This is a genomic window from Armatimonadota bacterium, assembly GCA_031459855.1.
Classification (GTDB): Bacteria; Sysuimicrobiota; Sysuimicrobiia; order Sysuimicrobiales; family Humicultoraceae; genus Fervidifonticultor; species Fervidifonticultor primus.
The window spans coordinates 1878493-1891029 of sequence record JAVKHP010000001.1 but is presented as its reverse complement, the minus strand read 5'-3'; the positions used below and the strand labels follow the sequence as shown (position 1 = coordinate 1891029).

Annotated in this window: 10 protein-coding genes; 7 read left to right on the top strand and 3 right to left on the bottom strand. The window is 72.9% G+C overall.

Annotated elements, in window-relative coordinates:
• Positions 1 to 744, bottom strand: coding sequence for a cytochrome c oxidase subunit II (locus tag QN157_08585; GenBank protein MDR7555649.1), 744 nt, complete (start codon positions 742 to 744; stop codon positions 1 to 3).
• A gap of 247 nt (positions 745 to 991) precedes the next feature.
• Between QN157_08585 and QN157_08580 the strand changes: the two genes are divergently transcribed.
• The 3 genes from QN157_08580 (at position 992) to QN157_08570 (ending at position 5929) form a co-directional block, all read left to right on the top strand.
• Positions 992 to 3055, top strand: coding sequence for a prolyl oligopeptidase family serine peptidase (locus QN157_08580; GenBank protein ID MDR7555648.1), 2064 nt, complete (start codon positions 992 to 994; stop codon positions 3053 to 3055).
• 118 nt (positions 3056 to 3173) lie between these two features.
• A complete protein-coding gene (locus tag QN157_08575) occupies positions 3174 to 5567 on the top strand; it encodes an LAGLIDADG family homing endonuclease (protein ID MDR7555647.1) in 2394 nt (797 codons plus the stop codon).
• 53 nt (positions 5568 to 5620) lie between these two features.
• Positions 5621 to 5929 carry a cupin domain-containing protein gene (locus tag QN157_08570; protein MDR7555646.1) on the top strand — a complete coding sequence of 103 codons (309 nt, stop codon included), beginning with the start codon at positions 5621 to 5623 and terminating at the stop codon, positions 5927 to 5929.
• Positions 5930 to 5931: 2 nt separating this feature from the next.
• On the opposite strand, the gene QN157_08565 is transcribed toward QN157_08570, so the two are convergent.
• Together QN157_08565 and QN157_08560 are read right to left on the bottom strand one after the other, a co-directional pair.
• Complete coding sequence (locus QN157_08565; protein MDR7555645.1) at positions 5932 to 6474, bottom strand: type 1 glutamine amidotransferase domain-containing protein; 543 nt, start codon at positions 6472 to 6474, stop codon at positions 5932 to 5934.
• A gap of 97 nt (positions 6475 to 6571) precedes the next feature.
• Positions 6572 to 7798, bottom strand: coding sequence for an MFS transporter (locus tag QN157_08560; protein MDR7555644.1), 1227 nt, complete (start codon positions 7796 to 7798; stop codon positions 6572 to 6574).
• Between the two features lie 127 nt (positions 7799 to 7925).
• Here QN157_08560 and QN157_08555 point away from each other — a divergent pair, with 127 nt between their 5' ends.
• From QN157_08555 to QN157_08540, 4 genes are all read left to right on the top strand, one after another.
• Complete coding sequence (locus QN157_08555; protein MDR7555643.1) at positions 7926 to 9122, top strand: CoA transferase; 1197 nt, start codon at positions 7926 to 7928, stop codon at positions 9120 to 9122.
• Between the two features lie 2 nt (positions 9123 to 9124).
• On the top strand, positions 9125 to 10048 hold the full coding sequence (locus QN157_08550; GenBank protein ID MDR7555642.1) for a CoA ester lyase: 924 nt from the start codon (positions 9125 to 9127) through the stop codon (positions 10046 to 10048).
• A gap of 121 nt (positions 10049 to 10169) precedes the next feature.
• The gene (locus QN157_08545; protein ID MDR7555641.1) at positions 10170 to 11666 is read left to right on the top strand and encodes a PQQ-binding-like beta-propeller repeat protein; all 1497 of its coding nucleotides are present in this window, start codon (positions 10170 to 10172) and stop codon (positions 11664 to 11666) included.
• Positions 11667 to 11689: 23 nt separating this feature from the next.
• Positions 11690 to 12532: a fumarate hydratase gene (locus tag QN157_08540; protein ID MDR7555640.1), complete on the top strand. Its 843-nt coding sequence runs from the start codon at positions 11690 to 11692 to the stop codon at positions 12530 to 12532.
• Positions 12533 to 12537: the final 5 nt, after the last annotated feature.

Sequence of the window (12537 nt, the reverse complement as noted above, 5' to 3'; positions counted from 1 at the left end):
CTACGGCCTCCCGGGGCGCGCCGTGCGCCGCTGCTCCTGCAGCCAGCGCCGGAAGGTCGCCTCGTCGACGACGCGGACCGTCGCGCGCATCGTATCGTGGCCGGTGCCGCACAGTTCGGCGCACTGCAGGCGGTACGCGTGGTGCGTCTCAGAGGTCGCAACGGTGGTGGGTGTGACCAGCAACACCGTTCGGAGGCCCGGGACCGCGTCCACCTTGGTGCGAAACGCCGGGATCCAGAAGCTGTGGAGCACGTCACGCGAGGTGATCTCGACGCGCACCCGGCGGCCTGCGGGCAGCACCACCTCGCGGCTGCGGACGCCCGATTCGGGGTAGGTCACCTCCCAGTACCAGCTCGTGGCGTCCACCCGGACCACCACGTCGGCCTGCGGGTCGCCGCGCATCTCGTGGATGCCGACCAGGCCCGGGTTGTAGATGACGTAGGCCGCCAGGGCCGCGGTCAGCCCGAACCATGCCCGTGGCACGGCAGGGTGCTCGGGGCCGACGACGGCGTCGGGCGGCGGATCGCCGTGCCCGCGCCGGCGCGCGAGCGCCACGACCAGCACGGTCACGACCAGGGCGAAGACGGGCGCGGCCAGACGCATCAGCAGGCGGAACGCCGCATCGGCCACCTGCGCCTCGCGGGCGCCGGCGGGTGGGAAGAAGTCGATGCGGGCGGCCGCGATCCCGGCCGCCGACAGCACCACCCACAGGCCCAGGGCCAGCCAGCGGTCGGTGAGCGGCATATCGGGCAGCATTCTAGGGGCGAGGGCGCGGCGCCGACCACTGACATTGGTCAGGGATCGGTGTCCACCGCCGGAGGCGGCAGGAAGCCCACCCCGGGAGGGGAACTTTCCCGTGCGATCCCGGCGGCGCACGTCCACCCTGCACCTCGCCCGGCACGTCCGACTGTACGTGGGAAGACTGCCGGTCGACGTCGCGCGCGGCCTCGACGAGGTACGCCGCCCGCCATACGTGAGGAGACTGCCGACCATGTCCAGACCGGCCATCACGCTCGACGACGTCCTGGCGATCCAGTTCACCGCGGCCCACGCGTGGGCACCCGACGGTACCTGCGTGGGCTACATCAACGACGACGGGGGCCACTACACGCTGCGGGTGGTGGACGTGGCCACGGGCGAGGTCACCCAGATCTCCCAGGGCCAGGACCCCGTGGTGGCGTTCGCGTGGGGCCGCGACGGCCGCGTGGCCTACGTGCAGGGCGGGCGCGTCGTCGTCGCGGTGCGCGACCCCGACCGGCGCTGGCAGCCGCGCGAGCGCTACGTCAGCCCGTCCCAGCCCGTCAGTGAGGTCGCCTGGGCGCCGACGGGGCTGCTGGCGTTCGTCGCCGGCCAGCGGCTGTGGGTGTGGGACGAGGCGATCCCCGCCCTGCGCGAGCTGCCGACCCCCGGGCGCGTGCGGGCGCTCGACCACCAGCCGGCCGTCGTGTGGGCGCCCGACGGCTCGGCCCTGGCCGTCACCGTCGAGGACGCAGGGTGGTGGGATCTCGCGGTCGTCACACCGACCGGCCAGCTGCTGTGGCGGTCGCGCGCCGAGACCCTGGAAGGGCCGGTCACGTGGCTGCGGCCGGACCGGTTGCTCTTCGCCCGACCGTCGGTGGCCTACACGGTGCGGGAGTGGTGCGTGCTGGACCTGCCCGCGCGCAGCGAGCTCCGGGTCGTGCATCGCGAGGACGAGCCCGAGGGACTGGGGGCGGCGTTTGCGGCGCAGGCCCTGCCCGATGGGCGGGGAGCCGTGCTCGTGCTCCGGCACGAGGGGTGGTGGCATCTCTACCTGCTCGACACCGACACCGGCGCGCTGCGGGCCCTCACCGGCGGAATCGGCGAAGACGTCGGGCACGCCTACGACCACCCGCGTGTCAGCCCCGACGGCCGCGAGGTCGCGTTCTCGTCGAATCGCGCCGACCTGGGGCTGCGGCATCTGTACGCCGTCGACCTCGCCACGGGCCGGCTGCGTCAACTGGTGACCGCGCATGGCACCAGCGTCGAGCCCGCGTGGTCCCCCGCGGGCGACCGCCTGGTCTTCAAGCACAGCACCGTGGAGCACGCGCCCGAGCTGTGGGTGGTCGCCCGCGACGGCACCGGGCTGCGCCGCCTCGTGCGTGCGATGCCCGAGGGGTGTGACCCCGCGCGCTTCGCGCGGCCGCGTCTGGTGCACACCCCGGGGCCGGGCGGCTGGCAGATCCCGGGTTACCTGCTGACGCCGCGCACGCTCGAGCCGGGCCGGCGCTATCCGGCGCTGGTCTACGTGCACGGTGGCGGCATGCGGCAGATGCGCGAAGGCTTCCCGCCGCTGGAGGCCTACGCGTTCTTCTACGCGGTGTCGCTGTGGCTGGCCGAGCTCGGCGTCGTCTCGTACCTGGTGAACTACCGGGGCGGCATCGGCTACGGCAAGGCGTTCGAGCAGGGCAACGCGGGCGGCCTGGCCACGGTCGAGTGTGAGGACTGTGTGCGCGCCGGTGAGTGGCTCAAGACCCTGCCCTTCGTCGACCCCCAGCGGGTCGGCATCTGGGGGCTGTCGTACGGCGGGTGGCTCACCCTCGCGGCGCTGACACGCTTTCCCGAGACGTTCGCGCTGGGGATCAACGTCGCTGGCATCTGGGACTTCGACCGGTGGATGGCATGGGCGAAGGGCGCGTTCCGTCCGGCCTACGACTACTTCCTGGGCCGCGCCCGCGGCACGCGCGAGCAGCGCCCCGATGTCTGGCACCAAGCCTCCCCGCGCCACTGGGTCGCACAGCTCCGCGCCCCCCTGGTCAACTTCCACGGTACCCGGGACGAGGCCGTCCCCTTCGAGCAGCTCGACCTCATCGTCGCCGACTGCGTTGCCCACGGGAAGACCGTCGAGAGCCACTACTACCCCGGCGAGACGCACCTGTTCACCCACCGGGCCACCTGGCGCGATGCCCTGGGCAAGGTGCTGCGGGCGCTGGAGGACTACCTGGGGTGGGCACCGACGGCGGGGGCGCCCACGGCGGTGCCGGCCGCGGTGCCCGGGGCCACCGCTGGCGAGGCGCCGGGCGCAGGGATCAGCTGACCCGGGTTCCCGCGGCCGCCCCGGGTCCGCGGGCGCTCGCGCGGGTACTGCGCGCGCTCGGGTGGTCACACCCGGACGGCTATAATTGAAGGGACATGGCCCTGGGGGGAAGCGCGCGATGGTCCTGGTGAGCCGCGGGATGCCGCCCGAGGTCCACGGCCACGGGCGGTTCGTCATCCGCGCGGCCGACTTCGTCCCGGCGTACGTCCGCACCTACGAGGAGGGCCGGCTGCGCGCCAAGGTCGAGGAGGCGCTGGAGGCGCTGCGCGACTGCCGGCTGTGCCCGCGCGACTGCGGGGTCGACCGTCTCGCCAACCGCTTCGCCGTGTGCAAGACCGGGCGCTACGCGCGGGTGTCGTCGTTCTTCCACCACTTTGGCGAGGAGGACGTCCTGCGGGGCTGGAACGGGTCGGGGACGATCTTCTTCGCGTGGTGCAACCTGCGCTGCGTCTTCTGCTTGAGTCCCGACGTGCGCGTCCTCACCGATCGAGGCGCCCTGCCGATCGGAGAGATCTTCGACTCGGCAACGGGTCGTGAGGTCACGCTTCCTGACGGGTCGGTGCGTTTCGTCGACTCACTGCGTGTGTACACGCACGAAGGGCGTCTGGCGCCCGTCGCAAAGGTCTTCCGGCACGCGCACCGCGGAGAGATGGTCGTCGTCAAGCCCTACGGCCTGCCCGCGATCACTGTGACGGCGAACCACGCGATCTTCGCCGCGCCTGCTCCAGGCGCGGCGCCGCGCAAGGTACTGGCCGCAGACCTGACCGAGCGGCATCTCCTGTTCATCCCGAGCCTGCCGGCGGACGGCGCTGTGCCCGAGATTGACACCAGGACACTGCTTGAGCACCATCGGACCAGTGTTCGCGTCCCTGCGACGCGTCGGGTGCCGGTCGCCCTCCTGCGCGCACTGCTGGGATCCACCGCTTCCCCACGCCTTACGTCCCGCGCTGTGGGCCTCACGTTGGGCTACCATCCGGCCTACGTCCGGACCCTGCGAGGACGACTTCGTCGCGGTCTGGCATTGCACGACAGCGAGCATCTACCCAATGTGCTCGTCGAGCGCGGGGGCCGCGTACGCTTCAAGACCGAGAAGGGCCCGGGCGTGCCGTGTCGTCTGCAACTGGACGAAGGAGTAGCCCGGCTGTTGGGCTACTACTGTGCGGAGGGCCACGTGACCTCGGCGCGGAGCCGGCCCAACTCGCATCGGTTGATCTTCTCTTTTGGCCTCCATGAACCGGACAAGGTACACCACGTCCGAACACTATTGCAGACGGTCTTCGGCGTGACGCCGTCCGTGCGGACGCGTTCGACGACGATCACCGTGGAGGTTGGCAACAGTGCGCTGGCGTTACTGTTTGCGAGCCTTTGCGGTCACAGGGCCGCGCAGAAGCGCGTGCCACCTCCGCTGGCGACTGCACCGAAAGCCATCGTGCGTGCGTTCCTCGAAGCGTACCTCGCGGGCGACGGGTGCTGGCATACCCACTACATCGCGGCGAGCACCGTGTCCGAGGACCTCGCGCTGGGTCTGATGACGTTGTTTCTGCGCGTTGGCGTGTTCCCATACTTCTACGCCACACCGCGGTCTCGCTTCCAAACCCTTCAAGGTCGTCGCGTGCGGCAGCGCGAGACCCTCTACTACGTCAAGTGCCGTCGCGCGGCATGGGAAGGCATCGGGCCGGACGAGCGCGTGCGCCACTTCCGGACTGAACACGGGTTTTGGGTCCCCATCCGACGCATCTCCCGCATTCCTTACGACGGCCCCGTCTACAATCTTGAAGTCGCAGATGATGCGCATTCCTTCCTCGTCCACGGCGTGGCGATCGGGAACTGTCAGAACTATGAAACCAGCCAGATCGGCGAGGGCGTCGAGGTCACCCCCCGCGACCTGGCCCGCATGATGCTGCAGCTGCAGGCCGAGGGCTGCCACAACATCAACTTCGTCACCCCCGAGCACGTCGTGCCGCAGATCCTGGAAGGCGTGCTCCTCGCCGTCGAGGGCGGCCTGCGGCTGCCGCTGGTCTACAACACCGGCGCGTACGACAGCGAGCACAGCATCCGGCTGATGGACGGCGTCGTGGACATCTACATGCCCGACTTCAAGCTGTGGGACCGCGAGCGCAGCCGCCGCTACCTGCTGGCCCCCGACTATCCCGAGGCCGCCCGGCGGGTGATCCGCATGATGCACGAGCAGGTGGGCGAGCTGAAGGTCACCGAGGACGGCCTGGCGGTGCGCGGGCTGCTGGTGCGCCACCTGGTGATGCCGGGGGCGCTGGACGACACCCGCGAGATCATGAACTACCTGGCCGGGCTCTCGCGCGACACCTATGTGAACATCATGGACCAGTACTACCCCGCCTGGCGGGCCAAGACCGAAGAGAAGTTCAAAGAGATCAACCGGCGGATCACGCGCGCCGAGCTGGAGCAGGCCCTGGCCTACGCACGGGCGGCGGGGCTGTGGCGCTTCGACGTACGCTGGCGGCGGGTGCCGCGGGCGGCCTGGGGCTGGGGATAGGTCGGGTACGCACGGATGCCGATGCCGTCGCCCCGGGGGCGCGGGCTCGCTCGATGAAACTGGTCCATGCCGCGGCCGCCTCCGGCTTCTTCCGTCTTGTCGGCGGCACACCCCGGTCCCAGGCAGCGACCATGGTCCTCGCGCCCGGGCAGGGTACCGGCGGCGCGGACAACGTCCACGACACGTCCGACCAGTGGCTCTACGTGATCGCTGGACGGGGCGAGGCGGTCGTCCGGGGGCGGCGCGTGGCGCTGGCCGCCGGCACCCTCCTGCTCATCGAAGCCGGCGAGCCGCACGAGATCCGCAACACCGGGCGGACGCCGCTGGTGACGGTGAACGTCTACGCGCCGCCGGTGTACTGACGTCAGCGCCCCGCGGCCACCCGCCGCTGCGCCAGCAGACGGATCACCTCGCGGCAGAACGCGGGCAGGTCGGGCGGCGTGCGCGACGAGACCAGGTTCCCGTCGACGACGACCTCCTGGTCGACCCACGTGGCGCCGGCGTTCACCAGGTCGTCCTTGATGGCCGACACGCTGGTCACGGTGCGGCCGCGCACGATCCCCGCCGAGATCGGCACCCAGCCCGCATGGCAGATGAACGCCACCGGCTTGCCCGCCTCGTGCAGCGCGCGCACGAACTCGAGCATCGCGCGGTGCCGGCGCATGCGGTCGGGCGCGTAGCCGCCGGGGATGACCACGCCGTCGAAGTCGGCCGGCCGCGCTTCGTCCATGCCCAAGTCCGCCTTCGCGGGGTAGCCGTGCTTGCTCTTGTAGACTTCGCCGGCCCGGGGGCCGACGATCGTCACCGTGGCCCCGGCCTCGCGCAACCGCAGCACCGGGTACCACAGTTCAAGGTCCTCGTAGAGCTCCTCGGCCAGGACCGCCACCCGCAGCCCCTGCAGGTCCACCGTGTCCTCACCTCCGCGCCGTTCTTCACGCTGTCACGCGCCCGTGCACGTTCACGATACGTGGTGTTGGCCAGCCGGAGCAACCGTTCCTGCGCCGCTACCCCGTCAGCTCTCCGGCGAGCCGCGCGCGTGCGGCGGGCGCATCACCCGGCAGCCGCAGCGCGATCACCGCCGCCAACCCCGCCACCGCGGCGCAGGCGTAGATCACCGCGGCGAGCCCCGCCGCATCCGCCAGCGCCCCGAAGGGGGTCGCCACCAGCGAGGCGGTGCCCGACGCCGCCAGCACCAGGCCGCCGCCCAGCCCCGTGCGGCGGGGCAGGTACTCCTGCGACATCACCAGCGTGATCGGCACCGCGCCCATCGACGCGCCCCCGACCAGGAACAGCACCGCGTACATCACGGGGCCGCGCAGGGCCGGCAGGACCAGGGTGAGCAGCGCGAAGAGGATCACGGTGGCCACCAGCACGCCGCGGCGGCTCCACCGGTCGGCCAGGCGGCCGATCACCGGGCCAGCCACGATGCCCGAGACCAGCAGCAGCGACAGCGACAGCGACGCCACAGTGCGGCTGGTCCCGGCCACGTCGATCAGGTAGGCCGGGTAGAACACCGTCAACGACTGGTGCGCGGCGGCCCGCAGCAGCACCACCGCGAAGAGCGTGCGGTAGTCGCCCCACCGGTCGGCGCCCGCGGCGGCGTCGGCTGCGGGACGCGTCGCCGCTTGCGGCAGCACCCGCACGCTGGCCAGCCACAACGCCACGGGCACCGGCAGGGCCCCGACCACCCACCACCGCATCGCGGCCAGGCCGAACGTCCCGGCGATGGCGCCCACCAGCGCCGGCCCCAGCGCCCACCCCACGCTGCCGCCCACGGTGAAGTACGACATGGCCGTCGCGCGGCGCTCGCCACCCAGCCGGTGCATCGTGCGCAAGGCCTCCGGGTGGAAGGCCGCCGAGCCGAGCGCCACGAGTCCCAGCGCCACCGCGGCCGTCACCGCGCTGGTAACGAACCCCGTGAGGCTCAAGCCGAACGCCGCCAGGGCGCCGCCGGCGGCCGCCGTCCACGGCCGCCGGTGGGCGTCGGCCAGCAGGCCGAACAGCACCTGGGCGATGGCGCCGCCCAGCGCCGAGGCCGTGACGATCACGCCCAGCACCGTGTACGACAGGCCGAGGTGCGCCCGGAAGAACTGGACCAGCGCCGGTTTGGCGCCTGCGCCGGCGTCGACCGTGGCGTGGGTGAGGATCAGGGCCGTGGCATAGAGCGCGGCCAGCCGTGCCGCGCGCCGCCCGCTGTCCTGGACGTCCCCGTCTACGAGCGCAGTACGCATCGGATCCGGTGAGGAAGTTCGCAGCGGCGCGCGACGACCCCTGCGCATCGCCAGGCCGGGGCGCCAGGAGTGCGCGCGCGGCCGGCAGAACCATGCTCTGCAAACCGGTGCGCGCCACGGAGCCCGTATGACCACACCGCCGCTGCACGGCCTGCTGGTGCTGGACCTCTCGACCATCGTCTCGGGGGGCACCACCACCGCAGTGCTCGCCGACTTCGGCGCCCGGGTCGTCAAGGTCGAGCAACCGGGCAGCGGCGATCCGCTGCGGGCCTGGGGCCCCACGAAAGACGGCGTCTCGCTGTGGTGGAAGGTCCTCTCGCGCAACAAGGAGTCGATCACCCTGGACCTGCGCGTCCCGCGCGGGCAAGCGCTGCTGCGGGCGCTGGCCGCGCGGGCCGACGTCCTGGTCGAGAACTTCCGGCCGGGCACCCTCGAGCGCTGGGGCCTGGGGCCCGAGGCCCTCGAGGCCGCCAACCCCCGGCTCGTGATCGTCCGCATCTCCGGCTTCGGCCAGACCGGGCCCTACCGCGATCGGCCGGGGTTCGGCACGATCGCCGAGGCCATGAGCGGGTACGTGGCGCTGTCGGGATTTCCCGACGGCCCGCCCCTGCTGCCGCCCATGCCGCTTGCCGACGCGGTGTGCGGCCTGCTCGGCGCCGCCGCCGCGCTGGCGGCGCTCCACCACCGCGACCACGGCGGCGGACGAGGACAGGTCATCGACCTCAGCCTCTACGAGCCGCTGTTCCGCCTGCTGATTCCTCTCGTGCCCCAGTACGCGCTGCTGGGCGAGGTCCAGCAGCGCACCGGCAACCGCTTCCCGGGCGCCGCGCCGCGCAACCTCTACCAGGCCGGCGACGGCGCGTGGGTGGCCGTCTCGGCCACGAGCCAGCGTACGTTCGAGCGGCTCGCCCGCGCCATGGACCGGCCCGACCTCGTCACCGACCCGCGCTTTGCCACCAACGCCGCGCGCATCGCCCACATCGACGCCCTGGACGCCATCATCCAGGCGTGGATGCGCGCGCGGCCGCTGGACGAGGTCCTCAGGCGGCTGACCGACGCCGAGGCCGTCGCCGGCCCGGTGTACGACGCGCGCCGCATCCTGGAGGACCCGCACTACCGGGCACGCGAGGACATCGTGACCGTCCCCGACGACGACCTGGGCGCCGTGCCCATGCCGGCCGTGATCCCCAAGTTCTCCCGTACGCCGGGGCAGGTGGCGTTCGCCGGCCCGCCGCTGGGCGCGCACAACGATGTCGTCTACGGCGACCTGCTCGGGCTCTCCCGCGAGGAGATCGCGCGCCTGCGCGACGAAGGGGTGATCTGACGATGCGCCCTGGACACCCGTCGCAGGATCACAGCGGGCCTGGCGTCGCCCGCCCCCGCCGCAGCCTGCTTTTCGTGCCCGCCGACCAGCCGCTGAAGCTGCGGAAGGCGGCCACCGTGCCCTGCGACGGGGTCATCCTCGATCTGGAAGACGGCGTGGCCCCGGCCCGCAAGGCCGAGGCGCGCGCCGGCGTCCGCGAGGCGCTGCGGGACCTGCCGCTGGCCCCGCGCGAGCGGCTGGTGCGCATCAACGCGCTGGCCTCGCCCTGGGGGCGCGACGACCTGGCCGCGCTGCGCGCCGCCGACCCGCTGCCGGACGTGGTCGTCATCCCCAAGGTCGCGGGCCCCGACGACGTGCTGGCCGTCGCGCGCGCCCTCGAGGGCACCAGGGTCGGCCTGCTCCCGCACGTCGAGACCGCGCGGGGGTTGGTGCGCGCCGTCGAGATCGCCACCTGCTGCCCGGCGGTGATCGGCCTGTTCTTCGGGGCCGGCGACCTGCTGGTCGAAACCGGCGGGCAGCGCACGCCCGCGTCGCTGCTCTACCCGCGGTCGGTGATCGCCGTCGCCGCAGCCGCCGCCGGCGTCGTCGCCATCGACACCCCGTGGTTCCGCCTGGGCGACCTGGTCGGCCTCGAGGACGACGCCCGCGACGCCGCCGACCTGGGCTTCGCCGGCAAGGCCGCCATCCACCCCGAGCAGGTCGAGGTCCTCAACCGCGTCTTCACGCCGTCGCCGGACCGCGTGGCCTGGGCGAAGCGGGTGCTGGAGGCGGCCACACGCGAGACCGCCGGCGCCTGGGTGGTCGACGGCGAGATGGCCGACGCGATGACCGTCCGCGTGGCCCAGCGCATCGTGGCGACGGCGCAGGCGCTGGGGGTAGGCGAGGACGGGGACGGGGTCGGCCAGGGCGAAGACGAGGAGGGATAGGGCACGTCGTGCCCAAGACCTGACCGACGCCCCGCACCAGAGGGGAGCCAGCGCTGGCGGGGCGACCTGTGGGATTGCCTGTCTCCAGGATGCACCCGACGCCGCGCGAGGGGACTGTGCAATGGCTGACGCTTCGGCAGTACCGGCGATGTTCCGCGCCAACACGGCCCGCGACGGCACCTACCGCGCCCCGAACCCGTTGCGCCTGGTCGGGGCCCGCTGGGCGTTCGAGACCCACGGGACCGTGTTCTCCGCGCCAGCGGTCGCCGGCGATCTCGTGTGCTTCGGCGGCCGCGACCGTCACGTCTACGCCATCGACTTCGCGGCGGGCCGGGTGCGCTGGCGGCGCACGCTACCGCACGGCACGTCGTCGTCCCCAGCGGTGGTGGCCGACACGGTGTACATCGGGGGCGAGGACGGCGGCTGCTACGCCTTCGATCTCGCCACCGGCGACGTCCGCTGGCGGTTCGAGGCGGGGCTGCCGATCGCATCGTCGCCCGCGGTGGCAGACGACGTCGTCTACGTGGGCAGCGGGGGCGCTCGCCCCGGCCAGCGCGGCGGGTGCCTGTACGCCCTCGCGCGGGCGACCGGGCACGAGCGCTGGCGCGTCCGCGCCAGCGGCGGCTTCTACTCGTCGCCCGCCGTGGCACGCGGGGTGGTGGTCTGCGGCAGCCGCGACGGGCGCGTCTACGCCGTCGACGCCGCGTCGGGGCAGGTGCGCTGGACGTTTGCGACCGGCGGGGAGGTGCTGTCGACCCCCGCCATCGGGGTGAGCCCGACGCGCGACACCGAGGTCGTGTACATCGGCAGCAACGACGGTCGGCTCTACGCGCTGGCCCTGGCCACGGGCGAACGGCTGTGGGCCTGCGAGACCGCGCGCGCCCTGCTGGACGCCTCGCCGGCCGTGGCCGCAGGCGTGGTGGCGCTCGGCGGCAAGGACGGCGTCCTGCGGGTCCTCGACGCCGACACCGGGGCAGAACGCTGGCGGGTGCGTCGGACCACCGAGACCGAACCCCACACCTTCAGCGCACCCACCGTGGCCGGCGACGTCCTGCTGGCAGGGTGCTCTGACGGGACGTTCACCGCGTGGGCGTTGCAGACCGGCCGCCAGCTCTGGGCGTTCACCGCGCCGACGTCGGTCTGGACCTCGGCCTGCGTGGTCGGCAACGCCGTGTGCGTCGGCAGCGGCTCGGACTGCCGGGTCTACCTGCTGTCGACAGCAGAGCCCGACCGACCGCGCCCGGCCCGCTGCGCCTGGGACGCCGCGACCTTCGTGGCGCTCATGCGCGACCTGGCGCCCGCCCTCGCCCTCGACTACTCGGCGGACAGCGTCGCGGCCCTCGAGCGCTTCATCGGCGAGCGCTTCGATCCGCCGGGCGCGCGCAGCGCGGACGATCGGTTCGCCTACGGCCTCGGCTGCTACCTTGGCGAGGTCATCGTGCGCACGCTCGGCGGTACCTGGGATCCCGCCGGGGAGCCGTGCGTGCGGAACGTGGGCGGCATCGAGACGCTCTTCCCCCTCGACCGTGCACGCCGACGGCTGGCGGAGGGGCCGGAGGCATCGCTCGTGGCGTTCCTGGCCGCGGTGACGCGGTACGCGACGGGGAAGCCCCGGTAGCGGTGGACGCTGTGCAGGCTGCGATGCGCACCATCACCACCGCAACCATCACCCGGGCCGTCGCCGACCTGTGCATCGAGATCAACCACCGGATGCAGCCCGACATGCTGGCAGCCCTGGCGCGGGCGCGCGACGCCGAGGTCTCGCCGGTGGGCCGACGGGTGCTGGAGCAGCTGCTGGAGAACGCGCGGGTGGCGCGGGAGCAGTGGTACCCGCTCTGCCAGGACACCGGCCAGGCGGTGGTCTTCGTCGACCTGGGCCAGGACGTGCGGGTGGTCGGCGGCAGCCTGACCGAGGCGATCCAGGAGGGGGTGCGCCGGGGCTACGCCGAGGGCTACCTGCGTCGCTCGGTGGTGCGCGACCCGCTGCGCCGCGAGAACACGGGCGACAACACGCCGGCGATCGTGTACTTCGACATCGTGCCCGGCGACCGGGTGCGCATCGGGATCATCGCCAAGGGCGCGGGCTGCGACAACGCGAGCCGCCTGGCCATGCTGACGCCCGCGGCGGGGCGCCAGGACATGGAGGCGTTCGTCGTGGAGACCATCGAGCAGGCAGGACCCAACGCCAGCCCGCCGGTGGTGGTGGGCGTGGGCCTGGGCGGGACCTTCGAGAAGGCGGCGCTGCTGGCCAAGCGGGCGCTGCTGCGGCCGGTGGGGCAGCCCTCGCCCGACCCGGAGCTGGCGGCGCTGGAGACCCGCCTGCTGGAGCGCATCAATGCCCTGGGCATCGGTCCGGCAGGGTTCGGGGGCAGTGTGACGGCGCTGGCGGTGCACGTGGAGGGGCACGCCACCCACATCGCGAGCTTCCCGGTGGCGGTCAACCTGGACTGCCACTCGCACCGGGCGAAGACGATCGAACTGTGAGGGCG